The 26,025-nt window shown below is 73.3% G+C and carries 26 protein-coding genes and 1 pseudogene; 17 read left to right on the forward strand and 10 right to left on the reverse strand.

Annotation, left to right across the window (positions count from 1 at the left end; all coding sequences use genetic code 11):
• Positions 1-168: 168 nt before the first annotated feature.
• From pnuC to ABT154_RS09830, 4 genes are read left to right on the forward strand one after another with little or no spacing between them, the layout of a single operon-like run.
• Complete coding sequence (gene pnuC / locus ABT154_RS09815) at positions 169-822, forward strand: nicotinamide riboside transporter PnuC (protein ID WP_351855164.1); 654 nt, start codon at positions 169-171, stop codon at positions 820-822.
• Positions 819-1,898, forward strand: a complete 1,080-nt coding sequence (locus ABT154_RS09820) for an AAA family ATPase (RefSeq protein WP_351855167.1) — start codon at positions 819-821, stop codon at positions 1,896-1,898. The genes pnuC and ABT154_RS09820 overlap by 4 nt, the downstream gene beginning before the upstream one ends.
• Positions 1,895-2,686, forward strand: coding sequence for an NUDIX hydrolase (locus tag ABT154_RS09825; RefSeq protein WP_351855170.1), 792 nt, complete (start codon positions 1,895-1,897; stop codon positions 2,684-2,686). The genes ABT154_RS09820 and ABT154_RS09825 overlap by 4 nt, the downstream gene beginning before the upstream one ends.
• A complete protein-coding gene (locus tag ABT154_RS09830) occupies positions 2,683-3,714 on the forward strand; it encodes an ADP-ribosylglycohydrolase family protein (RefSeq protein ID WP_351855173.1) in 1,032 nt (343 codons plus the stop codon). Before ABT154_RS09825 ends, ABT154_RS09830 begins: the two co-directional genes overlap by 4 nt.
• 76 nt (positions 3,715-3,790) lie before the next feature.
• On the opposite strand, the gene ABT154_RS09835 is transcribed toward ABT154_RS09830, so the two are convergent.
• From ABT154_RS09835 to ABT154_RS09845, 3 genes and pseudogenes are all read right to left on the reverse strand, one after another.
• Positions 3,791-4,483: a nucleotidyltransferase domain-containing protein gene (locus ABT154_RS09835; protein ID WP_351855176.1), complete on the reverse strand. Its 693-nt coding sequence runs from the start codon at positions 4,481-4,483 to the stop codon at positions 3,791-3,793.
• 10 nt (positions 4,484-4,493) lie between these two features.
• Positions 4,494-4,979, reverse strand: a complete 486-nt coding sequence (locus tag ABT154_RS09840; RefSeq protein ID WP_351855178.1) for a Rieske (2Fe-2S) protein — start codon at positions 4,977-4,979, stop codon at positions 4,494-4,496.
• 13 nt (positions 4,980-4,992) lie between these two features.
• A pseudogene (locus ABT154_RS09845) lies at positions 4,993-5,329 on the reverse strand (DUF952 domain-containing protein).
• Between the two features lie 111 nt (positions 5,330-5,440).
• On the opposite strand from ABT154_RS09845, the gene ABT154_RS09850 reads away from it, so the two are divergent.
• The 6 genes from ABT154_RS09850 to der all read left to right on the forward strand — a co-directional run bounded on the left by ABT154_RS09850 (position 5,441) and on the right by der (position 10,469).
• Positions 5,441-5,869 carry a YidB family protein gene (locus ABT154_RS09850; RefSeq protein WP_351855181.1) on the forward strand — a complete coding sequence of 143 codons (429 nt, stop codon included), beginning with the start codon at positions 5,441-5,443 and terminating at the stop codon, positions 5,867-5,869.
• 132 nt (positions 5,870-6,001) lie between these two features.
• A complete protein-coding gene (gene aroH, locus ABT154_RS09855) occupies positions 6,002-6,364 on the forward strand; it encodes a chorismate mutase (protein ID WP_317875842.1) in 363 nt (120 codons plus the stop codon).
• On the forward strand, positions 6,361-7,449 hold the full coding sequence (locus tag ABT154_RS09860; RefSeq protein WP_351855185.1) for a prephenate dehydrogenase: 1,089 nt from the start codon (positions 6,361-6,363) through the stop codon (positions 7,447-7,449). Before aroH ends, ABT154_RS09860 begins: the two co-directional genes overlap by 4 nt.
• Positions 7,450-7,634: 185 nt before the next feature.
• Entirely contained in the window at positions 7,635-8,309 is a 675-nt protein-coding gene (gene cmk / locus ABT154_RS09865; protein ID WP_502969477.1) for a (d)CMP kinase, read from the forward strand.
• The gene (locus tag ABT154_RS09870) at positions 8,306-8,950 is read left to right on the forward strand and encodes a lysophospholipid acyltransferase family protein (RefSeq protein WP_351855188.1); all 645 of its coding nucleotides are present in this window, start codon (positions 8,306-8,308) and stop codon (positions 8,948-8,950) included. Before cmk ends, ABT154_RS09870 begins: the two co-directional genes overlap by 4 nt.
• Positions 8,951-9,020: 70 nt before the next feature.
• On the forward strand, positions 9,021-10,469 hold the full coding sequence (gene der, locus ABT154_RS09875; protein WP_317875839.1) for a ribosome biogenesis GTPase Der: 1,449 nt from the start codon (positions 9,021-9,023) through the stop codon (positions 10,467-10,469).
• Between the two features lie 96 nt (positions 10,470-10,565).
• On the opposite strand, the gene ABT154_RS09880 is transcribed toward der, so the two are convergent.
• Together ABT154_RS09880 and ABT154_RS09885 are read right to left on the reverse strand one after the other, a co-directional pair.
• Positions 10,566-10,835 (reverse strand): hypothetical protein, encoded by a 270-nt coding sequence (locus ABT154_RS09880; protein WP_502969478.1) that lies wholly within the window; start codon positions 10,833-10,835, stop codon positions 10,566-10,568.
• A 227-nt stretch (positions 10,836-11,062) separates the two neighbouring features.
• The gene (locus tag ABT154_RS09885; RefSeq protein ID WP_351855194.1) at positions 11,063-11,845 is read right to left on the reverse strand and encodes a DUF8842 C-terminal domain-containing protein; all 783 of its coding nucleotides are present in this window, start codon (positions 11,843-11,845) and stop codon (positions 11,063-11,065) included.
• Positions 11,846-12,071: 226 nt separating this feature from the next.
• On the opposite strand from ABT154_RS09885, the gene ABT154_RS09890 reads away from it, so the two are divergent.
• A complete protein-coding gene (locus ABT154_RS09890) occupies positions 12,072-12,689 on the forward strand; it encodes a LysM peptidoglycan-binding domain-containing protein (RefSeq protein ID WP_351855197.1) in 618 nt (205 codons plus the stop codon).
• A gap of 15 nt (positions 12,690-12,704) precedes the next feature.
• Here the strand turns inward: ABT154_RS09890 and ABT154_RS09895 are convergent, their stop codons facing one another.
• From ABT154_RS09895 to ABT154_RS09905, 3 genes are read right to left on the reverse strand one after another with little or no spacing between them, the layout of a single operon-like run.
• The gene (locus ABT154_RS09895; protein WP_351855200.1) at positions 12,705-13,349 is read right to left on the reverse strand and encodes an ATP-binding cassette domain-containing protein; all 645 of its coding nucleotides are present in this window, start codon (positions 13,347-13,349) and stop codon (positions 12,705-12,707) included.
• The gene (locus ABT154_RS09900) at positions 13,346-15,886 is read right to left on the reverse strand and encodes an ABC transporter permease subunit (protein WP_351855203.1); all 2,541 of its coding nucleotides are present in this window, start codon (positions 15,884-15,886) and stop codon (positions 13,346-13,348) included. Before ABT154_RS09900 ends, ABT154_RS09895 begins: the two co-directional genes overlap by 4 nt.
• The gene (locus ABT154_RS09905) at positions 15,874-16,275 is read right to left on the reverse strand and encodes a hypothetical protein (protein ID WP_351855206.1); all 402 of its coding nucleotides are present in this window, start codon (positions 16,273-16,275) and stop codon (positions 15,874-15,876) included. The genes ABT154_RS09900 and ABT154_RS09905 overlap by 13 nt, the downstream gene beginning before the upstream one ends.
• Positions 16,276-16,374: 99 nt before the next feature.
• On the opposite strand from ABT154_RS09905, the gene ABT154_RS09910 reads away from it, so the two are divergent.
• The 4 genes from ABT154_RS09910 (at position 16,375) to ABT154_RS09925 (ending at position 20,749) form a co-directional block, all read left to right on the forward strand.
• Positions 16,375-16,899 (forward strand): MTB12 C-terminal domain-containing protein, encoded by a 525-nt coding sequence (locus tag ABT154_RS09910; RefSeq protein WP_351855208.1) that lies wholly within the window; start codon positions 16,375-16,377, stop codon positions 16,897-16,899.
• Positions 16,877-18,166 (forward strand): ABC transporter substrate-binding protein, encoded by a 1,290-nt coding sequence (locus ABT154_RS09915; protein ID WP_351855210.1) that lies wholly within the window; start codon positions 16,877-16,879, stop codon positions 18,164-18,166. The genes ABT154_RS09910 and ABT154_RS09915 overlap by 23 nt, the downstream gene beginning before the upstream one ends.
• Positions 18,167-18,348: 182 nt before the next feature.
• The gene (locus tag ABT154_RS09920) at positions 18,349-19,623 is read left to right on the forward strand and encodes a glycosyltransferase family 4 protein (RefSeq protein ID WP_351855213.1); all 1,275 of its coding nucleotides are present in this window, start codon (positions 18,349-18,351) and stop codon (positions 19,621-19,623) included.
• A 139-nt stretch (positions 19,624-19,762) separates the two neighbouring features.
• Positions 19,763-20,749 carry a helix-turn-helix transcriptional regulator gene (locus ABT154_RS09925; protein WP_351855215.1) on the forward strand — a complete coding sequence of 329 codons (987 nt, stop codon included), beginning with the start codon at positions 19,763-19,765 and terminating at the stop codon, positions 20,747-20,749.
• Here ABT154_RS09925 and ctaD read toward each other — a convergent pair.
• Positions 20,688-22,400, reverse strand: a complete 1,713-nt coding sequence (ctaD, locus tag ABT154_RS09930) for an aa3-type cytochrome oxidase subunit I (protein ID WP_351855765.1) — start codon at positions 22,398-22,400, stop codon at positions 20,688-20,690. The two genes, ABT154_RS09925 and ctaD, sit on opposite strands and share 62 nt — an antisense overlap.
• 308 nt (positions 22,401-22,708) lie before the next feature.
• On the opposite strand from ctaD, the gene ABT154_RS09935 reads away from it, so the two are divergent.
• On the forward strand, positions 22,709-22,924 hold the full coding sequence (locus tag ABT154_RS09935; RefSeq protein WP_351855217.1) for an I78 family peptidase inhibitor: 216 nt from the start codon (positions 22,709-22,711) through the stop codon (positions 22,922-22,924).
• A gap of 70 nt (positions 22,925-22,994) precedes the next feature.
• Here the strand turns inward: ABT154_RS09935 and ABT154_RS09940 are convergent, their stop codons facing one another.
• The gene (locus ABT154_RS09940) at positions 22,995-23,879 is read right to left on the reverse strand and encodes a phosphatase PAP2 family protein (RefSeq protein WP_317877602.1); all 885 of its coding nucleotides are present in this window, start codon (positions 23,877-23,879) and stop codon (positions 22,995-22,997) included.
• Between the two features lie 405 nt (positions 23,880-24,284).
• Between ABT154_RS09940 and ABT154_RS09945 the strand changes: the two genes are divergently transcribed.
• On the forward strand, positions 24,285-26,021 hold the full coding sequence (locus ABT154_RS09945) for an MFS transporter (protein WP_351855219.1): 1,737 nt from the start codon (positions 24,285-24,287) through the stop codon (positions 26,019-26,021).
• The last annotated feature ends 4 nt before the right edge of the window (positions 26,022-26,025 follow it).

The following is a 26,025-nucleotide window of genomic DNA, read 5'->3' on the forward strand; positions in this document are numbered from 1 at the left end:
CGTACGCGAGGAGCCCGTGACCGCCCCGGTGGTCACGGGCTTCTTCGTGCTCCGGGGCTCAGGGACTCAGGGGCTCCGGGGCTTCTCGCCCCCGCCGCCCGTGGGTTTTCGGTCTTGTGGCCGGAGCCCGCCGCCTTTATAGTCAACATGACTCTTAAGGAGGCGGGCGTGAGCCTCGCAAGCATGCTGGAGCCCCTGCAACAGCCGCTCTTCACCGTCCTGGACACCCCGGTCAGCTGGACCGAGGTCCTCGGATTCGGCAGCGGCGCGCTCTGCGTCTGGCTCGTCGCCCGGCAGCACCTGGCCAACTGGCCCATCGGCATCGCCAACAACCTGTTCTTCGTCCTGCTCTTCACGCAGGCGGGGCTCTACGCCGACGCCGGCCTCCAGATCGTCTTCATCGCCCTCGCCGCGTACGGCTGGTGGACCTGGACCCACGGGGGTGGACCAGGCTCCGACGCCCTCCCGGTGCGCCGCACCACGCGCACCGAGTGGACGTGGCTGCTCGCGGCGGGGGTGGTGGGGACCCTCGCGCTCACCCTGCTGCTCGACCGCGTCACCGACTCCACCGTCCCCTTCTGGGACGCCCTGACGACCGCGCTCTCCCTCATGGCGACCTACGGCCAGTGCCGCAAGCGCCTGGAGTCCTGGTGGCTGTGGATCGCCGCCGACCTCGTCTACGTACCGCTGTACGCGTACAAGGAGCTGTACCTGACCTCTCTGCTGTACGTCGGCTTCATGACCCTCTGCGTCCTCGGCCTGCGCGGCTGGACCAAGGACCTCACCGTGCGCCGGGCCCTCCCGGTGGGAGCGACCGCGTGAAGCGCTACGGACACGGCCTGGTCCTCGGCAAGTTCTATCCGCCGCACGCCGGCCACCACCATCTCGTCGAGACCGCCCGCGCGCGCTGCGAACGCCTCACCGTCCTCGTCTGCGCCTCCTCCGTGGAATCCGTACCCCTCGACGAACGCGTCGCCTGGATGCGCGAGATCCACCCCGACGCCCTCGTCGTCGGCGCCGTCGACGACATCCCCGTCGACCTCCACGACCCCGACGTCTGGGCCGCCCACATGGCCGTCTTCCGGGCCGCAGTGCCCGAACGCGTCGACGCCGTCTTCACCTCGGAGCCGTACGGGGACGAACTCGGCCGCCGTTTCGGCGCCGAGTCCGTCAGCGTCGACCCCGACCGCACCCGCTTCCCCGTCTCCGGCACCGCCGTGCGCGCGGACCCCGTCGCCTGCTGGGGATTCCTCGAAGCCCCGGTACGGGCCGCGCTCACCCGGCGGATCGTCGTCCTCGGCGCCGAGTCCACCGGCACCACCACCATGGCCCTCGCCCTCGCCGACCACTACCGGCGGCGCGGCGGGATCTGGGCCCGCACCCGGTACGTACCGGAGTACGGCCGCGAGTACAGCGAACTCAAACTCGCCGAACTCCGCGCCGAACGCCCCGGCGCCGACTGGTCCGACGTCACCTTCCACTCCTCCGACTTCCCCGTCATCGCCCAGCGCCAGGCCGAACTGGAGGAGGCGGCGGCCCGCGACGGCTCACCCGTGCTCTTCTGCGACACCGACGCCTTCGCCACCACCATCTGGCACGAGCGCTACATGGGCACCGCCAGCACCGCCACCGGCGAGATCGCCGCTCACGGCCGCCAGCACCTCTGGCTGCTCACCGACCACCGGGGCGTCGACTTCGAGGATGACGGACTCCGCGACGGGGAGCATCTGCGCCCCTGGATGACCGCGCGCTTCCTCACCCAGCTCGCCCACACCGGCCGCCGGACGGCCGTTCTCAGCGGCCCCCACGAGGAGCGGCTCGCGGCGGCCGTCGCCGCCGTCGACGGGCTGCTCGCCGAGGGCTGGGGCTTCACCGACCCGCTGCCGGAACGCCGATGAACGCCGACGCGAAGCCCCCGACGGCCCCTTCGCCTCCGACGGCCCCTTCGCCCCCGACGGCCGCGAGTCCCGAGGGGTACGACAAGTACGCCTTCGAGCCCTTCGCCGTCACCGTCGATCTCGCCGTCCTCACCGTCCGCGAGGAACGCCTCCACGTCCTCCTCGTCGAACGCGGCCAGGAACCGTACGCCGGCGCCTGGGCGCTCCCCGGCGGATTCGTCCTGCCCCACGAGTCCGCCGAGCGGGCCGCCCGCCGCGAACTCGCCGAGGAGACCGGGCTCTCCGAGGCCACCGTCGCCGGACTCCACCTCGAACAGCTCCGCACCTACAGCGAACCCGACCGTGACCCGAGGATGCGGGTCGTCTCGGTCGCCTTCGCCGCCCTCGTACCCGACCTGCCCGAGCCGCGCGGCGGCGGCGACGCGGCCCAGGCGCGCTGGACGCCGTACGACACGGTCAGGGGCCTCGCCTTCGACCACGACCGCATCCTCGCCGACGCCCGTGAACGGGTCGGCGCCAAGCTGGAGTACACCTGCCTCGCGACCGCCTTCTGCCCGCCCGAGTTCACCCTCGGAGAGCTGCGGCAGGTCTACGAGACGGTCTGGGGCGTCCCGCTCGACCGCCCCAACTTCCGGCGCAAGGTCCTCACCACTCCCGGCTTCGTCCAGGCCGTGGAAGGACCTCCGCGCCTCACCGGCGGACGGGGGAAACCGGCCGCCCTCTACCGGGCGGGCGGGGCCGCCACCCTCCACCCGCCCCTCCTGCGACCGGAAGGACGCCCCGCATGAACCTCGCGCACCCCGCCACCAAGCAGGCCGCGACCGGCTCCCTGATCGGACTGGCACTCGGCGACGCGCTGGGATTCCCGACCGAGTTCAACGACGTGCCGGCGATCCTCGCCAAGGTCGGCCCCTGGCGGACGATGGCTCTGCCCGTCAGCGGGGGGAAGGCGTACGTCACCGACGACACCCAGATGACCCTCGCCTTCGCCCGGGGCATCCGCACGGCCATGGACCGGGGTGTGCTCGCCCCGCTGCGGCTCGCCAGGCCCGTCCGCGACGAGTTCGTCGACTGGTACCACTCACCGGAGAACAACCGCGCCCCCGGGCGCACCTGCCTGGTCGCCTGTCAGCTGCTGACGACGGACCGGCTCTGGCAGGACGCCAGCCAGATCCACTCCAAGGGCTGCGGTGCCAACATGCGGGTCGCGCCCATCGGGCTCGTGCCCGGACTCAGCGACGAGCAGCGGGCGGGCGCCGCGCAGCTCCAGTCCGGCCTGACCCACGGTCACCCCACCGCGCTCGCCGCCTCCGACCTCACCGCCCGCGCGGTGTACCTGCTCGCGCGGGGCGTGGACCCGGCCGGGCTCGTCGGACAGCTCCGCTCGTACGCGTACGAGAACCGCGACCGCTACCACGAGCACTGGCTCGGCGACCTGTGGACCCGCTCCCAGGACCCCTCGGCCCTCTCCTTCATCCGGCGGGGCTGGGACGAGTGCCTGGCGGTCCTCGAGCGGCTGGACGCCGTCCAGCGCACGGCCGACCCGGAGCTCGACCCCTGCGAGTACACCGGCGACGGCTGGATCGCCGAGGAGGCCCTCGCGACCGGCCTGCTCTGCTTCCTGCTCTTCCCCGAGGAGCCCCTCACCGCCCTGCGCCGCGCGGCCTGCACCCGCGGCGACTCCGACTCGATCGCCGCCCTGGCGGGCGCCTTCGCCGGAGCCCACCTCGGGGCCGCGGCCTGGCCGAAGGAATGGGAGGAACGCATCGAGTACCGGAGCGACCTGCTGACCTTCGGTGCCCTCTGGGACGCTTGACCCATGACGCTCACTCTCGGCCTCTCCCCGGGCGCGGACATCTCCGCCGTCGTGGCCGGGCCCGGGTGACGGCCCGCTAGGGAAGTGCGTCCAGGGCCGAGGTGCGGCGGGCGTGGATCAGGAAGTCCTGTACGCGCGCGTGGTCCGGGGTTTCCGGGAGGGGGGTCGTGTCGTGGGCGCGGTCGGCCTCCTCGTGGAGGCGGTTCATCCAGGATTCGACCTCGGGCCAGGTCGCCTCGCCGCGCTTGACCGCGAGGAACCGGTCGCGCTCCTCGCCGACGTCGATCCGCAGCTCGCCCGTGCGGAGCAGGTCCCGGCAGCTGGTCAGGAGGCGCAGCAGGTGCATGGCGTGCTTCCAGCGCGGGTGGCCGTACTGGCGTACGTCCGCCTCCAGCTTGCGGCGCTGGCCGCCCGCGTACCGGACGAAGGTCTGGTGGGCCCGCCGGGACAGGAAGGCGCCGCGCAGCGAGAGCAGCTCGCGGCCCAGTTCGTCGGCGTGCCGGACGAGGGGGGAGTGGAGGCACTCCAGGACGTTCGGGTTGTTGCGCAGGGCCAGCTCGCAGAAGCGTTCCAGCTCCCAGCTGAACTGCTCCTCGCCGGGCCCCTCCACATGCGCCGGGGGCTTGTCGAAGTGCCAGAACAGCGGCGTCGGGGCCAGGTACACGCCCCGGACGTCCGTGTCGCTGTCCTCGGTCGCGAGGCCGAAGGCGCGCGAGCCCATCACACAGGAGTAGATCGTGTGCTCGCGCACCAGCTCGTCCGGAGTCATGCCGGGCAGGTTACGCGAGGGTGATCGTTTCCCCCGAGACGGTGATCCGCTGGGCCGGCAGCGAACGGGGAGCCGGACCCGCCGCCACCGCGCCGTCGGCGACCCGGTACTTCGAGCCGTGGCAGGGACAGTCGATGGTGCCGTCCGCGACCTTGTTCACCAGGCAGCCCTGGTGGGTGCAGACCGCGGAGAACGCCTTGAACTCCCCGGCCGTCGGCTGCGTGACGACGACCTTCTCGTGCGCGAAGACCGTGCCGCCGCCGACCGGGATGTCGGAGGTCCTGGCCAGGGAGGTCCGGGCGGAGGACGCGGTGCCGCTCGGATCCGCGCTCGCGGTGCCCGTACCGCCGTCGCCCCCGCCGCAGCCCGCCGTCAGGGCCGCGGTGGAGGCGATCAGGACCGTACGGCGGTTCGTGGCGCGTGAAGTCGTACGGCCCAGCTTGGCGCCGTGCCGCGGCCGGGTCCCGCAACACGCCGCGCGGGCCGGGCGGGACATTCCGGACCCGGTCCTACGCCCAGGGGGCCAGCTCCCTCGCCCGGCCGTCCGCGTCCCGCCGTACCTCCAGGGCCGAGGTCACCGCGTCCCGTTCGATCGGCCCGTACACATGGGGGAAGAGCGCACCCCCCGAACCCTCGTGGCGGACCTCGCCGGAGAGCCGGGCCTCGTCGAACGACGAGCACCAGGAGCGGACCCGCCACGTCCCGGTAGTGGGCGTCGGCGATCGCGAGGGCCCCGGACTCGTCCGGGGAGCAGTGGACGAAGCCCTCGGCGGCGAGGGACGCGGGGGCGTAGGGGGCGTCCGGGGAGGCCGACCAGTCGGCGAGCGGTACGACGTGCAGCAACATGTCGACAGTTCTACCGCGCGAGGCGGGTACGGCCGTCCTTACCCCAAGTGGCGGAGCAGGGCGGTTCGGGTGACATTGGGCGTGTTTCCGTACCGGACGAAAGGCAGGACCATGGCGGGCGACGACCTAGGCAGTCTCCTCGGCGGCCTCCTCGGAGGCTCCGGCGCCCAGAGCGGCGGCGCCGGCGGCATCCTCGGCTCCCTGCTCGGCGCCCTCGCCGGTGGCAAGGGCGCGGGCGCCGCAGGCAACGGCTCGAACCCGCTCGGCGGACTTGTCGACATGCTCACCAGGTCCGGCCTCGCCGACCAGGCCCAGTCCTGGGTCGGCACCGGCCGGAACCAGCCCGTGGACGGCGCCCAGATCGCCGAGGCGCTCCCCGACGACACCCTCCGGAAGGTCGCCCAGGACGCCGGGGTCAGCCCGCAGGAGGCCGCCGACCAGATCGCGCGGTCGCTGCCGCAGGCAGTCGACAAGCTGACCCCGAACGGCTCGGTGCCCCAGGGCTCCCTGGAGGACCTGATCCGTCAGCAGCAGCTCTGACCGTCATGAGGCGGCAGCGGCTCCGGCCGTCCGGGGCGCCCGCCCTCCGTCTCGGAGGGCGGGCGCCGCGACACGTCCTCCCCGGCGCTGACTAGGCTGAACGGAGCACTGACGCAGGCGAAGGAGCACGACGTGGCGGTACGAGCGGTCCGAGGAGCCGTCCAGCTGGAGCGGGACGAGGCCGGGCACATGCGCGAGCAGGTCGAGGAGCTGCTCACCGCCGTCCTCGGACGCAACGGGCTCACCGCCGACGACCTCATCAGCATCTGGTTCACGGCCACGCCCGACCTGCACAGCGACTTCCCCGCCGCCGCCGCGCGTGACCTGGGGATCGTCGACGTGCCCCTGATCTGCGCACAGGAACTCGACATCGAAGGCGCGATGCCCAGGGTCGTCCGGCTCCTCGCCCATATCGAGACCGAACTGCCCAAGTCCCGGATCGCGCACGTCTACCTCGGCGCCGCGGCCGCCCTGCGCAAGGACATCGCCCAGTGAGAACAGCGCTCGTCATCGGCACCGGACTGATCGGCACCTCCGCCGCGATCGCCCTCGCGGGCCGGGGCGTCACCGTCCACCTCCGCGACCACGACGCGGGGCGCGCCCGCACGGCCGCCGCGCTCGGCGCCGGCACCGACGAGGCCCCCGAGGGCCCTGTCGACCTCGTCATCGTCGCCGTGCCCCCCGCGCACGTGGCCGGCACCCTCGCCGAGGCCATGAGCGCCGGGCTGGGTCGCGGCTACCTGGACGTGGCCAGCGTCAAGGGCGGCCCGAAGCGCGACCTGGAGGCGCGGGGCCTCGACCTCTCCGCGTACATCGGTACGCACCCCATGGCCGGCAAGGAACGCTCCGGCCCCCTCGCGGCCACCGCCGACCTCTTCGAGGGCCGGCCCTGGGTCCTCACCCCGACCCGGGACACCGACACCGAGGTCCTCAACCTCGCCCTGGAACTCGTCGCGCTCTGCCGGGCCGTCCCCGTCGTCATGGACGCCGACGCCCACGACCGGGCGGTCGCCCTGGTCTCCCACACCCCGCAGCTGGTGTCCTCCATGGTCGCCGCGCGGCTGGAGGAGGCCGAGGAGTCCGCCGTACGGCTCTGCGGGCAGGGCATCCGTGACGTGACCCGGATCGCGGCCTCCGACCCGCGCATGTGGATCGACATCCTCTCCGCCAACCCGGGGCCCGTCGCCGACGTGCTCTCCGGTGTCGCCGCCGACCTCGACGAGACCGTGCGGGCGCTGCGGTCCCTCCAGTCCGCCGACGAGGACAAGCGGCGGGACGGCGTCTCGGGCGTCGAGGACGTCCTGCGGCGCGGCAACGCGGGGCGGGCGCGCGTCCCCGGCAAGCACGGCGCCGCCCCCACCGTCTACGAGACCGTCGCCGTCCTCATCAGCGACCGGCCGGGCGAGCTGGCCCGCATCTTCGCGGACGCGGGGCGCGCGGGGGTCAACGTCGAGGACGTCCGCATCGAGCACGCGACGGGGCAGCAGGCGGGTCTGGTCCAGCTGATGGTGGAGCCGTCGGCGGCGCCGGTGCTGGGGGCGGCGCTGCAGGAACGGGGCTGGTCGCTGCGCACGACGTGAGGGGGCGGCGGCCCGCCCGTCGCGGGCGCGGCCATGCCGCGGAGCCCCCGCGTCGCGCGCGCCGCCCCGCCGTCGCGTCCCCGCCCGTGCGGGCGGGGCCGAACGGGTGCCGTGGACTCGGTAACCTTGTGGGGGTCCCCGCGTCCCGCCGGGCCCGCCGCACACCCCAGGAAGGTGTTCCCACCGTGGAATCCGTGATCGTCGCCATCGACGGGCCCTCCGGCACGGGCAAGTCCAGCACCTCGAAGGCGGTCGCCGCCAAGCTGGGGCTGAGCTACCTCGACACCGGCGCCCAGTACCGGGCGATCACCTGGTGGATGATCAGCAACGGTGTGGACGTCGCCGACGCCGACGCCGTGGCCAACGCCGCCGCCAAGCCGGTCATCGTCTCCGGTACGGACCCGGCCAGGCCGACCATCACCGTCGACGGCGCGGACGCGGCCGGCCCCATCCGTACCGAAGAGGTCACCTCCAAGGTCAGCGCCGTCAGCGCCGTCCCCGAGGTGCGGAGCCTGATCACGGAACTCCAGCGGTCCATCGCCCGCGGCGCCGAGAACGGCATCGTCGTCGAGGGCCGGGACATCGGCACCACGGTCCTGCCCGACGCCGACCTCAAGATCTTCCTCACCGCCTCGCCCGAGGCCCGTGCCGCCCGCCGCTCCGGCGAGCTCAAGGGCGTCGACGTCCACGCGACGAAGGAAGCCCTGATCAAGCGGGACACGGCCGACTCCAGCCGTAAGACCTCCCCGCTCGCCAAGGCCGACGACGCCTTCGAGGTCGACACCACGGACCTCACCCTGGACCAGGTCATCGAGTGCGTGGTCACCCTGGTGGACGAGCGGCGGGTGGCCGCCAAGTGACCCTGCCCTCCGCGAAGGGCGCCGTCGTCGGCCGCCGCATCGGCATCGGCCTGATGTACGGTTTCTGGAAGCCGCGCGTCCTCGGCGCCTGGCGGGTGCCGGCCTCCGGTCCCGCCATCCTCGCCGTGAACCACGCGCACAACATCGACGGCCCCATGCTCATGGGCACCGCCCCGCGCCCCGTGCACTTCCTCATCAAGAAGGAAGCGTTCATCGGACCGCTGGGGCCCTTCCTGGAGGGCATCGGGCAGGTCAAGGTCGACCGCGACGGCACCGACCGCAACGCGATAGGCAACGCGCTGGGCGTCCTGGAGCAGGGCGGCGTCCTCGGGATCTTCCCCGAGGGCACCCGGGGCGACGGAGACTTCGCCTCGCTCCGCGCGGGCCTGGCCTACTTCGCCGTCCGCAGCGGCGCGCCGATCGTCCCGGTCGCCGTCCTGGGCAGCACCGAGCGCCGCGGACGGCTGGTCAAGGCGCTGCCTCCGCTGCGCGGCCGGGTCGACGTCGTCTTCGGGGACGCCTTCGAGGCGGGCGACGGCTCGGGCCGCCGCACCCGCAAGGCACTGGACGAGGCCACCGTACGGATCCAGGGCAAGCTCACCGAGCACCTGGAAAACGCCAGGCGCCTCACCGGGCGCTGAGCGAGACTCCCAGTAGTGGGCCCCGCGGCCCGGGGACCCACCGACCACGAATGATCAAGGAACGGACTTCATGAACGACCAGCACGACCACGGGGCACTTGGCGACGCCGAGTACGCGGAGTTCATGGAGCTCGCCTCCGAAGAGGGCTTCGACGTCGAAGAGGTCGAGGGCGCCATCGAGGAGGCCGGCCACGGCCCGCTTCCCGTCCTCGCCGTCGTCGGCCGCCCGAACGTCGGCAAGTCGACCCTGGTGAACCGCATCATCGGCCGCCGCGAGGCCGTCGTCGAGGACAAGCCGGGCGTCACCCGCGACCGCGTCACCTACGAGGCCGAATGGGCCGGGCGCCGCTTCAAGGTCGTCGACACCGGCGGCTGGGAGCAGGACGTCCTCGGCATCGACGCCTCCGTCGCCGCCCAGGCCGAGTACGCCATCGAGGCCGCCGACGCCTGCCTCTTCGTCGTGGACGCCACCGTCGGCGCCACCGACACCGACGAGGCCGTCGTCAAGCTGCTGCGCCGCGCCGGCAAGCCGGTCGTCCTCGCCGCCAACAAGGTCGACGGCCAGTCCGGCGAGGCCGACGCCACCGTGCTGTGGTCGCTGGGCCTCGGCGAGCCGTTCCCCGTCTCCTCGCTGCACGGCCGCGGCACCGGCGACCTCCTCGACGAGGTCCTGAAGAAGCTGCCCGAGGCCCCCGAGCAGCGCTTCGGCAACGCCGTCGGCGGCCCGCGCCGCATCGCCCTCATCGGCCGCCCGAACGTCGGCAAGTCCTCGCTCCTGAACAAGGTCGCCAACGAGGAACGCGTCGTCGTCAACGAGCTGGCCGGCACCACCCGCGACCCGGTCGACGAGCTGATCGAGCTCGGCGGCGTGACGTGGAAGTTCGTCGACACGGCCGGCATCCGCAAGAAGGTCCACCTCCAGGAGGGCGCGGACTACTACGCCTCCCTGCGGACCGCGGCCGCGATCGAGAAGGCGGAGGTGGCCGTCATCCTCATCGACACCACCGACAACATCTCGGTCCAGGACCAGCGCATCATCACGACGGCGGTCGAGTCGGGCCGCGCCATCGTCATCGCCTACAACAAGTGGGACGAGCTCGACGAGGAGCGCCGCTACTACCTCGAGCGCGAGATCGAGACCGAGATGCAGCAGGTCTCCTGGGCGCCCCGGGTCAATGTCTCCGCCAAGACCGGCCGTCACATGGAGAAGCTGGTCCCGGCCATCGAGACCGCCCTCGCCGGCTGGGAGACCCGCGTCCCCACCGGCCGGCTGAACGCCTTCCTCGGTGAGATCGTCGCGGCCCACCCGCACCCGATCCGTGGCGGCAAGCAGCCCCGCATCCTCTTCGGTACGCAGGCCGGCACCAAGCCGCCCCGCTTCGTGCTCTTCGCCTCGGGCTTCCTCGAGGCCGGCTACCGCCGCTTCATCGAGCGCCGCCTCCGCGAGGAGTTCGGCTTCGAGGGCACCCCGATCCACATCTCGGTCCGCGTGCGCGAGAAGCGTAGCCGCAAGAAGTAGCACGCACGAGGTGGCACCCACGAGGTGACGAACGGCGGAGGGCCGGGGCGATCGCGCCCCGGCCCTCCGCCGTTCGTACCCCCCCCGGGGGTGCCGCTAGAGGCTCTTGCGGGGCCCCGGCGGCAGCGCCACCTGCGTGGGGGAGTGCCGCGCCGACCAGGCCGTCGGGTACGCGCCCGCGTACCGGTGGCCCTGCCCGTTCCCGTAGACCCCCGTGCTCGACGCCGTGCCGAAGGCCCGGAAGCTCAGTTCCTCCTCGCCGCTGCGGTCACCCGGCAGCGTGCGGAACGACCTGCGGTACTCCGAGTACAGGGCGTCGTAGATCGGCGTGGGCGAGCCCGCCGTGACGTCCCGCGCGGGGCGCATCGCAGGGATCTGACTCGGATGCGGGGGGAGGAAGGGGTCGTATGAGTGCACGTAGGTGCCAACGACCCCGCCGCCCGTCGGATGCGGGCGGCTCTCCGAAAGCGGCGCCGACCTCGGCCGCGGCACCCTCGGAGCCCCGGCCCCGCCGGGCCCCGCGGCCGATGCCGGGGTACCGGGAGGTACGCCGGTGATCCGGGCCCGCCTTATGCCCGGGCGGCCGTCCTCCATCAGGTACCGGCCAGCGGCATCGCGGCGGCGACCAGGCGGCCGTTCGCGGCGGCCTTCTCCAGCGCGTCGCGCAGCAGGTCCTCGCGCGGCTGCTGGCCGATCGAGCCCACCGGGGCCGCGAAGACCAGCACCATGTGCGACTTGTTGGCCGCCGCGCGCCAGCCCTCGGTGACCTGGAGCGGCTGATGCGCCTGCCACCAGGCGGCCTGCCCGGCGCCCCCGGGACCCGGCTGGAGCACCGAGTGCAGCTGCCCCATGGCGACCAGGACCGACCAGCCCGGGAGCGCCGCCGGCTTCTGTTCGAGGTCCATGACCTGGTGGAAGCCCTGCTCGGCAAGGAGCGGCAGGAACTCGTCGGTGAGGGCGTCCGTACCCGGGCGGGACACCGGGGCGGTGGGCTCCACGACCAGCGCCGGGTGCAGCTCGCCCTGGATCAGGACGAGGCCGCTGGTGACACCCAGCACGGCCTGCTCGGGGTGGGCGGCGGTGAGCGCGTCGGCGGTGTCCGCCGCCGTGATGGAGGCGACGGCGCCCTGGAGCTGCTCCTCGGCGACCCGGACGACCTGCGACGGGATGCAACTGGCGTGGGCGAACGCGAGGACCGCGGTCTCGTCGCCGACGAACAGCACCGTGCTGGTGCGCTCCTGCTCGGAATCCCCCGGCGTGCGGCATGAGGTGCAGTCGTAGCTGCCCGGGGCGTGGTCGCCGGCGAGCAGCCGGTCCGCTTCTTCGTCGCCGATCTCGGCGCGTACGTCCTCGCTGACGTCGAGCATGCGCGGCACGGGGGCTCCCTGGACTCGGTACGGGGGGACGCCGGGCCGTTCCCGGGCGTCTCATGCCGAGTTCAACGGGTCAGGCTCGGCCGGGGTCACGCGTGGAAGCGAGGCAACTTGCCACCGGCTTGTGCGGCGGGGCCCGTCAGAGGCCGTGACTCCGACCGGGTGGCATGTGAACAGTGTTCCGCGCGGCACGGTCCGGGGCCGTCGGGGGGCTGCCTAGCCTGCCCCGATGTCGAAGATCCGATTGTGGACAGCCGGTTCCCTCGTGGCGTCGTCGGCGGCCGTGCTGCTGGCCCTGGCCGCCCCGGCGCCCGCCGTGGCCCGGGAGGAGTCCGACACGTCCGCCGCCGGGTCGCGGGACGCGTCCACGGTGCTGCGGGACGTCTCCGAGGGGCTTCGGGCGGCTGCCGCCGTGCCCTCGTACCCCTGCGCGGCCGACCAGTGGCCCTGGGGCTGCGTCGCGGAGTGCGAGAGCAGCGGCGACTGGCACGTCAACTCCGGCAACGGCTTCTACGGCGGCCTCCAGTTCTGGCACCCGACCTGGGTCGAGCACGGCGGACTGAAGTTCGCCCGGCGCGCCGACCTGGCGACCCGGCCGCAGCAGATCACCGTCGCCGAGGAGGTGCTCCGCACCCAGGGCTGGGGGGCCTGGCCCGTCTGCTCGAAGCGGTACGGCCTGAGCGGGCGCGTCCACACCGTGCAGCCCGGCGACACCCTCAGCTCGATCGCCCGCCGCTTCGGCGTCAAGGGCGGCTGGCAGGCCCTGTACGCGGCGAACCGGAACCTGATCGGGCCCGATCCGAACCGGGTCGTCGTCGGGACGATGCTGCGCTTCGACCCGCTGTGAGGTCACTCCCGCCGGTCAGCCGAGTTCGGCCGGCTCCCCGCTGAACGCGAGGGAGCCGCGCCGCAACTCGTGCACGAGCGTCCCGGGCGGCAGCCCGCGCGGTACGCGCTGCTCGGCCAGGACCACCGCCGCGCCGCCCGTCACGGCGAGCGCCACGAGACCCCGGTACGTCCGGGCCGCGACCGGCGGGGCCAGGCCGAGCGACGGCTCGTCGACCAGCACCACGCGCGCGCGTGGCGCGAGCAGCGCGCGGGAGAGGGCCAGCATCCGGCGCTCCCCGCCGGAGAGGGTTCCGGCGGCCCGGCCGAGGAGAGGGACGAGTTCCGGGTACGGGGCGGTGGCGCCGGGTGCGGTGAGGGCGAGGTTCTCGGCGACGGTCAGGCTCGGGTACACCGCCTCCAGGTCCGGTACGAAGCACAGCCCGCGCCGCACGCGCGCGTGGGCCGGGAGACGGGTGACATCGGCGCCGCGCCACACGACCCGGCCTGCGGAGAGCCGTACCGTGCCCGCGAGCGCGCGCAGCGCCGTCGTACGGCCCGAGCCGTTGCGTCCCAGGAGAACGGTGACCGTGCCGGCCGGGACGGGCAGGTCCAGGCCGTGCAGGGCCTCCAGGGGGCCGTAGCGGACCCGTGCGGCGCGCAGGGCGATCTCGACGCTCATGACACGATCCGGCCGCCCTCCATGGTGTGCACGGTGTGGGCGATGCCCGCGACGAGGTCCGGGTCGTGCTCGACGACCAGCACGGTCAGGCCGTCGGCGGCGAGCGCGGTGAGGACCCGGGCGAGCGCGGCGGTCTCGGCGGCGTCGAGACCGGCGGCGGGTTCGTCGAGCAGCAGGGTGTGCGGCCGGCCCGCGAGCGCGCGGGCGAGCTCCACCCGGCGCAGGGTCCCGGTGGGCAGGTCGGCCGCGCGCGCGTGCCGTACGGGTCCGGCGAGCCCGAGGAGGCGCAGGCTCCGCTCGACGGCGGCGGGGTCCCGGGGGACGTGTCCCCGCTCCTCGCCGACGCGGACGTTCTCCTCGACGGTGAGGGTGGGGAAGACGGCGAGCCGCTGGAAGGTGCGGGCGATGCCGAGTCTGGTGCGGGCGTGGGCGGAGCGGGAGGTGATGTCGGCGCCGTCGAGGGTGATCCGGCCGTGGTGGGGCCGCAGGGTCCCGGCGAGACAGTCGAAGAGGGTGCTCTTGCCGGCGCCGTTGGGGCCGACGAGGGCGGTGACCCGGCCGGGGGAGAGGGCGAGGGAGACGCGATCGAGGGCGGTGACGCCTCCGGGGTGGACCAGGGTGAGCTCGCGGGCACGGAGGCGGGGAGCGGGGGCGGCGGCGGGGGCGGGCGGGCGCCGCCGCGTGACTCCGGTACGTCCTGGCCGTTCGGTGTGCCGGACGAGGGGCCCGTCGGTGGGACCGCCGCCCCCACGCGCAGCCGCGGCCGTACCGCCCGCACCCCCGCCGGGCAGCAGCTCCGTCAGCGGCGGGACCCGGGCCGTGAAGGCGGCCAGGAGACCCAGGACGAGGGCCGCCACGCCGGCGTGCGGGCCCGCGTCCAGCGTGGTCAGGAGGGCCGCCGCCACCAGCGGGGTCAGCAGGCTGTCGGCGCCCAGGACCAGGACCGCCGCGAACCAGAGCAGGCCCCGCACCGGGTCGTACGCCTCCGGGTCGAAGGCCCGCCCGCCCATGCCCAGAAGGCCGCCGCCGAGGGCCGCCAGGGCCGCGCCCAGGACGAAGGCGAGGAGCTTCAGGCGGGGCACCGGGACGCCCGCCGCCTCCGCGCCCGGCTCGTGGTCCCGCAGCGCGGCGAGCCCCCGGCCCGTACGGCCCCGGCGCAGGGCCGCCACCAGGGCGAGGCAGCCCGCGAGGACGACGAGTTCGAGGGCGTAGAAGGCGCGGTCGTCGGCGAATCCCGCGGGGCGCCCCAGGGACAGGTCCGCCGTCGCGTACGGCTGGGTGAGGACGAAGCGGCTCACCGCCACCCCGGTCGCCAGCGTCACCAGCGCCAGGGCGAGCCCGTGGCGGCGGATCGCCGGTCCGCCCGTCAGGAGGCCGGCCGCGGCCACCAGCGGCACCGCCAGGCCGAGCGCCGCCAGACCCGGCACCCCCCGGGCGGTGAGCAGCGCGGTGAACAGGGCGCCCAGACCCGCGTACGCCGCCTGCCCCAGCGCGATCTGGCCGCCCCGCCCCGCCACCACGACCAGTGAGAGGAGGATCACCGACAGCGCCGGGACCTGGACGGCCGTGTGCAGGTCGGAGCCCGCGAAGCCGAGCGGCAGGAGGAACAGGATCACCACCACCGGCCACACGCTCCCCGGCACCCGGCCCGACCGCGCCGGCGGCGGCAGCGCGTCCCGGCCCTTCCCGCCGATCCCCGGCAGGACGAGCGCGGCGACCAGCAGCGCCACCACGAAAAGGTTCGCCCCGACCGCCTGGAGCAGCGGGCCCGCCCAGCCCTCCGGATGCAGCCGGGTCAGCTGGGCCTGGGTCACGCCGATCGCGAGCGCGGCGGCCACGGCCACCGGCAGCGACCGCATCCGGGCGATGACCGCGACCGCGATCACCTCCATGACGAGCAGCGGCATCCCGTACGGGTCGAGCCGTACGTACGGGGCGAGCAGCACCCCCGTGAGCCCGGCGGTGAACGCGCCGAACACCCACCCCGCCGCCGCGACCCGGTCCGCGTCGATGCCCGAAAGGACGGCGAGCGGGCGGTTGTCGACCACCGCCCGCAGCTTCCGCCCGAACCGGGTCCACCGGGTCACCGCCCCCACCAGGCAGGCCAGCGCCAGCACCGTCGCCAGCTGGGCCCAGGGATCGTCCCCGAGCAGGACCGGAGCGTCGTCCCGCGCCCCCGGACCCCAGAGGACCACCGCCGCGCCCACCAGGAGCACGAAGACCCCGATGGAGGCCACCAGGGTCTGCGCCGGGTTCGCCTCGCGCCGCGCCAGCGGGCGGAACACCAGCCGGTCCAGGACGAGCCCGATGCCGGGGGCGACGACGAGGAGCGTGACGAGGGCGCCCGCGGGCAGCGGCCAGCCCCACACGACGACCAGCTGGCGGAGCACGTACCCGCAGATCATCGCCACCGCGCCGTGCGCCAGGTTCAGCACGCCCGTCGCCCGGTGGGTGACGACCAGACCGATGCCGGTGAGCGCGGCGGCGCTGCCGACCGCGAGGCCGGCGCCCGTCAGCTCGTACGTCAGGGAGGCCACGGCTCACACACCGGACAGGGGGCCAGGGAGGCCCCTCCCACCGCCACGGCCTCCGGCTTGCCCGCCACCAGGGGGCAGTCCGGCCGGTGCGCCAGCGTCCCTTCGGGGACCCGGAGGAGCGGACCGTCGGAGGACGGCGCCTGGTCCTCCTCCGGCGCCGTCGGACGCCGCCGCTCCCGAGGGGGTACGGGAAGCACCGCGCCCGCCACGACGAACACCGCGCCCGCCACGATCAGCGCCGCCCCCGGCACCGTGCACGAGGCCAGATAGGGCAGCTGCCGCTCCGCGAACCGCTCGCCGGAGATCCCGTACCAGCCGAGCACGCACAGCACCGCCCCTCCGGCGAGCGCCGCGAGACCGCTCCACAGCAGGATCCGGGATGTCGGCACGGTGGCCTCCCTCGTCTCTTCCTTGCACTATGCCCCGTTCCGTCCCACCCTGGAAGCAGTGGGCCGTACGGCACGGAGGGACATCCGGTGGTGAGCCAGATGGTTTTCGAACGACGCGGCGGACACCTCCGAGCGGGGGTCCTCGCGGCTGCGGGCGTGCTGCTTCTTGCCCCCGCCCTGGCGAGCTGCTCCGACAACGGCAACAGCGGCGCCGGAACGACCACCACCCCGCCCACGACGACGAAGACCACGCCCCCCGTCGGCCGGCCCGCCGACCCCGTCGTCGCCAAGGCCGAGATCATCAGGAACTGGACGGCGTTCTTCGACCCGAAGACCCCGGCCGCCGAGCGGGTCAAGTTCCTGGAGAACGGGGAGCGGATGCAGGCCGTCCTCGGCGCCTTCGGCGGCGACAAGAACGCCGCCATGACCTCCGCGAAGGTCACCGGGGTGGAGTTCACCTCCGCCACCGGGGCGAACGTGACCTACGACCTGCTGGTCGGCGGAAACCCCGCCCTGCCCGGCGCCAAGGGCACCTCCGTCCTGCAGAACGACACCTGGAAGGTCTCCGTGAAGACCCTGTGCGGCCTGGTCGAGCTGAGCGGTGTCACCGTTCCGGGCTGCTGAGGCGGGAGCGGCGCTGCTCCTGGGCCTGCTGCTGCTTCTCCTCACCGCCTGCGGCAGCCGGCTCCCGGAGCGCGCCTTCGAGACGCGGCCCACCGCCCACCCCTCCGGCGGTGAGCCGCTCCGCGTCGGGATCATCACCAGCGCCACCAGCCCGGTCGGCGGCGACGCGTTCACCGGCCCGCGTGACGGGGCCCGCGCCTGGTTCGACGCCCTCAACGCGCGCGGAGGCATCGACGGGCGCCGGATCGAGGTCGAGACCTGCGACGACGGCGGCAGCGGCGTCGGGAGCAACGCGTGCGTGCACCGGCTCGTCGACGAACGAAAGGTCTTCGCCCTCGTCGCCACCACCGCCCTCGACTACGCCGGCGCACCCCTCGTCGCCCAGGCCGGAGTCCCCGACATCGGCGGCCAGCCCCTCACCCCCGCGTACGACACGTATCCGCACCTGTACGGGATCTACGGCAGCTCCGCCCCGCGCACCGGGAAGGAACCCGGCTGGGGCGGGGTCCTGTACGGCGGCACCGAGGTCTACCGCTGGTTCGCCAGGGAGCGGGGCGCCAGGACCGCCGCCGTCGTCTCCTACAACCAGACCGCGTCCGCCGCGTACGCCCGGTTGGTCACCCGGGGCCTGCGCGCCGAGGGCTACCGGGTCGTCCAGGAGCAGGTCGACTTCGCACTGCCCGACTTCCGGGCCGTCGCCGCCGATCTGCGGGCCCAGCACGTCGACGTCCTCTTCGACGCCATGGACACCCACGGAAACGTCCGCCTCTGCGAGGCCATGGAGACCCTCGGGGTACGTGTCGACGCCAAGGTGACCAACGTGCAGAACTGGTCCTCCTCCGTCGCCCGCGACTACGCCCGCGCCCCCGGCTGCCGGAACTCCCTGTGGGCGACCGCGTCCAGCCGCAACCACCAGGACACCGGGAACCCGGCGGTCCGCGAGTTCCGGGCGGCGATGGGGGACCGGCCGCTGTCCCAGTGGCAGCTGGAGGGCTGGGCGGCGGCGATGTGGTTCACCGACGCGGCCCGCTCCTGTCCCGCGGACGGACTCACGCGCGCGTGCGTGGAGCGGTTCATGAACCGTCCGGAGCCGTACACCGCCCGCGGGCTGCTGCTCCCCGTCCGCTTCGAGCACCTGGCGCGCCCGCCCGCGACCCGGAACACCTGCCTGTCGGTGGCCCGTTGGCAGGACGGCAGGGGCTGGGTGAGCCAGGGCGAGATGACCCGGAACTGCGCGACCGTGCCCCAGCTCGGCTACCGGCCGTGACCTCCCCCGGCCACCACGCCCAACCCCAGTCCGCCACCACCCGTGCCCCCGTCCGCCACCGCCCGTATGCCCCGTCCGCCACCGTCCGCGACCCCTGCTCGGCCACCGGCCGTGAACACCGGCCCGTCACCGGCAGTACAGTCGGGCGACCGATCAACTGACCGGGGGGAACCGGCAGCGCGATGCGAATCTCCTTTCTGCTCCACAACGGCTACCACTACGGCGGCACGATCCGGACGACCTTCACCCTCGCCGAGGAACTGGCGGAGCGTCACGAGGTCGAGATCGTCTCGGTGTTCCGCCACCGCGACCACCCACTCCTCGGCCTGCCCTCCGGCGTGGTCCTGCGCCACCTCGTCGACCTGCGCAAGGACAGCCCCGGATACGACGGCGACCACCCCGACTTCCACCGCCCCGCCGAGGTCTTCCCGCGCGGCGACGGACGCTGGAAGCAGTACAGCGCCCTCACCGACGCCCGGATCGGGGAGCACCTGCGCGGAGTGGAGGCCGACGTCCTCGTCGGCACCCGCCCCGGCCTCAACGTGCACCTCACCCGGCAGGCCCGGCGCGGACCGGTCCTCATCGGCCAGGAGCACCTGATCCTGGACGGCCACAGCTACCGGCTGCGCCGGGACATCGGCCACGAGTACGCGCTCCTCGACGCCGTCACCACGGTCACCGAGGCGGACGCCCGCGCGTACCGGAAGCTCGGGCTGCCCGGCGTACGGATCGAGGGCGTGCCCAACAGCGTGCCCGCGCCCTCCGGGCCGCCCGCCGACCCCGCGGCGAAGACCGTCGTCTCCGCCGGCCGGCTGACCAGGGTCAAGCGGTACGACGTGCTGATCGACGCCTTCGCCGAGGTCGCCGCCGACCACCCCGACTGGACACTGCGGATCTACGGCACCGGGGACGCCGTCCAGGACCTCAAGGGGCCGCTGACCCGGCAGATCAAGGACCGGGGTCTGGGCGAGCAGGTCTTCCTCATGGGCTCGGTGACCCCGCTGGAACCCGAACTGGCCAAGGGCTCGATCGCCGCCGTGACCTCGCAGCGCGAGTCCTTCGGCATGACCATCGTCGAGGCGATGCGCTGCGGCCTCCCCGTCGTCTCCACCGACTGCCCGCACGGGCCGCGCGAGATCATCGAGGACGGTGTCGACGGGTTCCTGGTGCCGGTCGACGACGTGGCCGGTTTCGCGCGGGCGCTGCGCCGGCTCGTGGAGGACGAGGAGCTGCGCGCCAAGACCGCGCGGGCCGCGCTCGACGCCTCCGAGCGCTTCGACCCCGCCCGGATCGCCGCCCGGCACGAGGCCCTGTGGACGGAGCTGGTCGAGCGGGGCGCGCGTGGGCGCGGCCACTCGCCGGGCCGGGCGGCGTTCCACCGGGCGACGGGCCGGGCCGTCGACGCGGTCTACACCCTGAAGGCGAAGGCCGGCCGGCTGGTCCGCCGCTTCCGCTGACGGCACCGGGAGCGGCGGACGCGGGCTCCGGCCCGCCCGGCACCGGCACTACCGGCTCCGGTGCACCCAGGGCCGTACGTCCGCGCATCGCGCCCATCGAGGACAGAAGTCGTCCGCGAAGGCTGGCAGACTCGGTGCCATGTTGGAGACCTCAGCACGGCTCTTGCGTCTGCTCTCGCTGCTCCAGGCCCACCGCGAGTGGTCCGGCGCCGCCCTCGCCGACCGGCTCGGGGTCACGCCCCGCACCGTCCGGCGGGATGTCGACCGGCTGCGGGAGCTGGGCTACCCGGTCAACGCGAGCCCCGGCACCGGCGGCGGATACCAGCTGGGCGCCGGGGCCGAACTGCCCCCGCTGCTGCTCGACGACGAGGAGGCCGTGGCGGTCGCCGTCGGCCTGCGCGCCGCCGCCGGGCAGGGCGTGGAGGGCATCGGCGAGAGTTCCGTACGGGCCCTGGCCAAGCTGGAGCAGGTCCTGCCGGGGCGGCTGCGGCGCCGGGTGAGCGCCCTCAACGCCTTCACCGTGCCGATGCTGCGCACCCCGCGCGAGATGATCGACCCGGCCGTCCTCACCGAACTCGCCCATGCCTGCCGGGACGCCGAGCGGCTGCGGTTCGAGTACCGCGACCACGGCGGGACGGCCACCCGCAGGACCGTGGAGCCGCACCGTCTGGTGTGCAGCGAGCGCCGCTGGTACCTGGTCGCCTGGGACGTGGACCGGGCGGACTGGCGTACCTTCCGGGCCGACCGGATCGTGCCGACACCACCGCACGGCCCGCGCTTCACGCCCCGCGAACCGCCCGCCGAGGACCTGGCCGCCTATGTGTCGAAGGGCGTCTCGGGCCGTGCCTACGCGGCGGAGGCGACGGTCCGGCTCTTCGTCCCGCTCGCCGAGGCGGCCGCTGTCGTCAGCCCTCTTGCCGGGGTCCTGACGGCGGACGGCGAGGACACCTGTCTGCTGCGGACGGGGGCACCCGGCCTCGACGCGATGGTGTTCCACGTGGCGTTCATGGGCTTCGACTTCGAGGTGCTCGACCCGCCGCAGCTCGCGGAGGCGGTCCGCGCGCTCAGGGACCGTCTGTCCCGGGCGCTCGACCGGCCGGGCGGTCCTCCTGCGGCGGGCCGGTGATCCGCATCCGCTCGTAGGCGGCGAACTCCGGGTGGTGCAGGTCGAAGGCGGGTGCCTCGGAGCGGATGCGGGGCACGGCGGCGAAGTTGTGCCGGGGCGGCGGGCAGGAGGTCGCCCACTCCAGGGAGCGGCCGAAGCCCCAGGGGTCGTCGGCGTCGACCTTCGTCCCGTACCGCCAGGTCCGCCACACGTTGTAGAGGAACGGCAGCGTGGAGCTGCCGAGCAGGAAGGCGCCGATGGTGGACACGGTGTTGAGTGTGGTGAAGCCGTCCGCCTGGAGGTAGTCGGCGTACCGCCGGGGCATGCCCTCGGCGCCGAGCCAGTGCTGCACCAGGAAGGTCAGGTGGAAGCCGACGAACAGGGTCCAGAAGTGGATCTTCCCGAGCCGTTCGTCGAGCATCCGGCCGGTGAACTTCGGCCACCAGAAGTAGAAGCCCGCGAAGGTCGCGAAGACGACCGTGCCGAAGACCGTGTAGTGGAAGTGGGCGACCACGAAGTACGAGTCGGTGACGTGGAAGTCCATCGGCGGCGAGGCGAGGATCACCCCGGTGAGGCCGCCGAAGAGGAAGGACACCAGGAAGCCGACGGACCACAGCATCGGGGTCTCGAAGGAGAGCGAGCCCCGCAGCATCGTGCCGGTCCAGTTGAAGAACTTCACCCCGGTGGGCACCGCGATGAGGAACGAGAGCAGCGAGAAGAAGGGCAGCAGCACCGCCCCCGTGGCGAACATGTGGTGGGCCCAGACGACCACCGAGAGGCCGGTGATCGCCATCGTCGCGGCGATCAGGGTCGTGTACCCGAAGATCGGCTTGCGGGCGAAGACCGGGATGATCTCGCTGATGATGCCGAAGAACGGCAGCGCGATGATGTAGACCTCGGGGTGCCCGAAGAACCAGAACAGGTGCTGCCAGAGCAGCGCGCCGCCGTTCTGGGGCTCGAAGACCACGGAGCCGAGGCGGCGATCCGCCTCCAGGACGAGCAGCGCGGCGGCGAGGACCGGGAAGGCCATCAGGACCAGGATCGCGGTGAAGAGCACGTTCCAGGTGAAGATCGGCAGGCGGAACATGGTCATGCCGGGCGCCCGCATCCCGACGATCGTCGCCAGGAAGTTCACCGAGGTGAGGATCGTGCCGAAGCCCGCGAGCGCGAGGCCCATGATCCACAGGTCGGCGCCGATGCCGGGGGTGCGCTGCAGGCTGTTGAGGGGCGCGTACGCGGTCCAGCCGAAGGCCGGCGGTCCGCTGGGCACCAGGAGCGAGCCGAGCACGATCAGGCCGCCGAAGAGGAACAGCCAGTACGAGAACATGTTGAGCCGCGGGAAGGCGACGTCGGGCGAGCCGATCTGGAGCGGCACCAGTTCGTTGGCGAAGCCGGCGAAGGTGGGCGTCGCGAAGAGCAGCAGCATGATCGTGCCGTGCAGGGTGAACGCCTGGTTGAACTCCTGGTTCGTGACCAGCTGGAGCCCCGGGCGGGCCAGCTCGGCCCGCATCAGCATGGCCATCAGCCCGGCCACCAGGAAGAAGAGGAACGAGGTCACCAGGTAGAGGTGGCCGATCTTCTTGTGGTCGGTGGTGGTGAGCCAGTCGATCAGCACGCGCCCGTGCCGCTGTGGGGTCGATTCGACGGCTGCGGTCACTGTCCCGTTGCCCATCGCTGCCTCCGCCTCGCCGTCGACCCGGCTCCGCGTCTCCGGGCGTTCGGCAAGCGTAAGCATTGTGTAAGGGAAGAGTGAGCGGCTCGCGCGCGCGTCGCCGACGCAATTCGGGACGGGCCCGCGGGAAGAGGGAATTACGCGCGTTGAATCGCGGCTCCCGGGCCGTTCGTGCGAACTGATGGGCGGCCTTCGGAATTGCTCGAGAAACGGCCGGAAACGGGCCCTCCGAGTAACGGCGGTAGCGTCGGACACATGTCGAGAACTTGTGACACAAGCGTGACCGCCGAGGTACTAACGTGAGGCACATGGCACCCACATCGCGCACTCCCCAGCCGCCCCGCGACGCCCCCGAGTCCTATGTGGGCCTCGACGCGAAGGGCGCCGAGCAGCTCGCCAGGACGCGCGGCTGGAGCACCGTCAGGTCCCTGCCGCCCGGCTCGATCATCACCATGGAGTACCTGCACGGACGCCTCAACTTCGAGGTCGAGGGCGGCACCGTCACCCGCTGCTGGGCCGGCTGACCGGCCGCACGCGCGCATACGGAAGGGCCCCGGCCGATCTCGGCCGGGGCCCTTCCGTACAGCTGGGTGGTCAGCCCCGGGTCACCGGGGCGCGGCGTCCGCCGGCCACCCCCACGGGCTCCCTGACGGGCTCCTCGGACCCCTGCGGGCGCGGCGGGAAGAACCCGGGACGCGGACCGCCGGAGGCCACCGGCAGCGAGGGCACCAGGCGGCGGCGGTCCCGCAGCCGCTCCCTGATCCGGTCGCGCGCGGCGAGGATCCACGACTCGGCCACCGCGAGGACCGGCTCGCACCAGGGCAGCGCCAGGAGGACGAGCAGCCCGGCGGCCCAGCCCAGCAGCACGTCGCTCAGCCAGTGCGTGCCCAGGTAGACGGTGGTGAGGCCGACGCCGAGCGCGACCACGGCCGAGAGCGCCGACAGATAGCGTCTGGCTCTCGGGGTGGTCGCCAGATAGGCGAGGATGCCCCAGGTCACGACCGCGTTGGCAGTGTGACCCGAGGGGAATATGTCGCCGCCCGCGAACAGCTCGGCGGAGCCGACCTGGGTCGCGTAGTGGGGGCCGAGACGGCCGAGGCCGAGCTTGACCGCGCCGACCGAGACGTTGAGCAGCAGGAGGGCGGCACCGAGGCAGAGCAGGGGCCGCAGGGTGTGCTGGCGCCAGGAGCGCCAGCCCAGCCAGGCGGCCACCATGACGGCCGTGGGCCCGCGCTGGCCGAGGACGACGTAGTAGTCGAGGAAACCGTGGATCTCCGGCCACTGCTGGTAGGGCCGGAAGAGCATGATCTTCCAGTCGAGGGTCACCAGCCACGACGACAGCAGAACGGCGACGACCATGGCCAGATAGAACGCCGACGTCCCGCCGAAGAGGGCGAGACGCGTGCGGGTCATCCGCGGGACCTCTATCTTCGGCGGTTCCGGCTCCCGGTCCAGCCGGGCAAAGATGTCGGTACGCACCCAATCGACGTTACAGGGAGTGAGAAGCCGACCCGGTCGATCCGCTCCCTTCGTGATGTTGATGTGATGTGGAGTGGGTCTCAGCGACCGTCCTATTCCTGGCATCCGTCGGTAAATCCGATGACCTTCCGACCTATTGTCGCGAAGCTCATTCCGTAAGTGTGTTTGAACGCGAGGGAAAAGCTTCAAACGCATGTCCGTACGGAATTCCATGCGACGCGCGACCCGGCCCGAGTGGCGTATGCCACACCACGAGGCCCGCCGGGGTGAGAGCTGCACCACGCGCTCGACGCTTGAACTCGCGTACGCTGACGGCTCACTCGCCCTTCGATGCCGGGCCGCCCCAGGGCCATATCCCCTGGTCGGGGCCCGCCGGGGGCGAGAGCTTCACTGGGAGGTACGTACATGTCGCGGACGAACACGGCCCCAGCACGACCGCCCGCCGCCACCGGCGACGGAGCCAACCGCTGGGTCGTCCTCGTCGTCCTGTGCGTCAGTCTGCTCCTGGTCGCCCTCGACGCGACCATCCTCCATGTCGCCGTCCCCTCGCTCACCGAGGACCTGCGCCCCAGCTCCACCGCGCTGCTCTGGATCGTCGACGCCTACCCCCTGGTCTGCGCGTCGCTGCTGATCCTCTTCGGCACCCTCGGCGACCGGGTCGGCAGACGGCGGATCCTCCTCCTCGGCTACGGGCTGTTCGGCATCGCCTCGGCGGTCGCCGCGCTCGCCACCGAACCCTCGGTCCTCATCGCGGCCCGCGCGCTGCTCGGCGTCGGTGGCGCCATGATCATGCCCGCCACGCTCTCCATCCTCCGCGCGGTCTTCCCCGACCGCCGGGAGCGCGCCACCGCGATCGGCGTCTGGACCGCCACCGCCGCGATCGGGGCCGCCACCGGACCGGTGCTCGGCGGCTTCCTCGTCGAGAACTACTGGTGGGGCTCCGTCTTCCTCATCAACATCCCGCTGATGGCGTTGATCCTCCCGCTCGGCCGCCGCCTCCTCCCCGAGTCCCGGGGAGCCGCCGACGGCCCCTGGGACGTCCTCGGCGCGCTCATGGCCGCGGCCGGAGTGCTGGGCTGCGTCCTCGGCGTCAAGCGCGCCGGGGCCGGCGACCCGCTGCTCGCCCTCCCGACCGCCGGGCCGCTGCTGATCGGCGCCGCGCTCCTCGTCCTCTTCGTACGGCGGCAGAAGCGGCGACCGCACCCGCTGATCGACATGGGGCTCTTCTCCCGGGCCGCCTTCACCACCTCGGTCGGCTGCATCGTCATCGGCATGCTCGCCCTGGTCGGCCTGGAGCTCATCGCCGTCCAGTACCTCCAGCTGGTCCTCGGCCTCAGCCCGCTGGAGACCGGGCTGCGGCTGCTCCCGCTCACCTTCGCCGCGATGGCCGCCGGCGCCACCGGCTCGTACACCCTGCGCCGGATCGGACCCCGCCGGATGGTCGGCTGGGGCTTCGTCCTCACCGCCGCCGCCGTGCTGCTGCTCGTCCTCATGGGGGAGCACGACCGGCCGATGCTGCTCACGGTGGGCTTCGTCCTGCTCGGCTTCGGCCTGCAGACCACGCTCTTCTCGGCGTACGAGTCGATGCTCAGCGAGGCGCCGGCGCGGAGCGCTGGCGGCGCGGCGGCGATCGGCGAGACCTCGTACCAGCTGGGCGCGGGCATGGGCATCGCGCTGCTCGGCAGTGTGATGAACGCGGCGTACGCCCCCGGGCTGGCCTCGGTCCCCGGGGTGCCCGCCGAGGCGAGCCGGGCCGCCGCGAACTCGCTGGGCGAGGCGTACCAGGTCGCCGGCCAGCTCGGCGGCACGGCGGGTGAGGCCCTGCACCAGGCCGCCCGGCACGCCTTCGTGAACGGGCTCCACATCACGCTCTGCGTGAGCGCGGGGCTGCTGCTCCTGGGGGCGGTGATGGCCCGGCGGCTGCCCCGGGTGATGGAGTGCCCGGTGGAGGAGCCGGACCAGGCGGAGACGACGGAGGCTGTCCCGGCGGCGGAGAAGCCGGAGACGACGGTGGCTCCGGCGGTGGTGCGGCCCTCGGTGGAGGCCCCCGGATATCCGATGCCCGTGGAGTCCGCCGAGCCGCGGGTGCCCGCGACCCGGGAAGCGATCGAGTCGGCCGGCTCGGGGCGTCCGGTGCACTGACCCG

Source organism: Streptomyces sp. NPDC001728 (genome assembly GCF_040297565.1).
Lineage (GTDB): Bacteria > Actinomycetota > Actinomycetes > Streptomycetales > Streptomycetaceae > Streptomyces.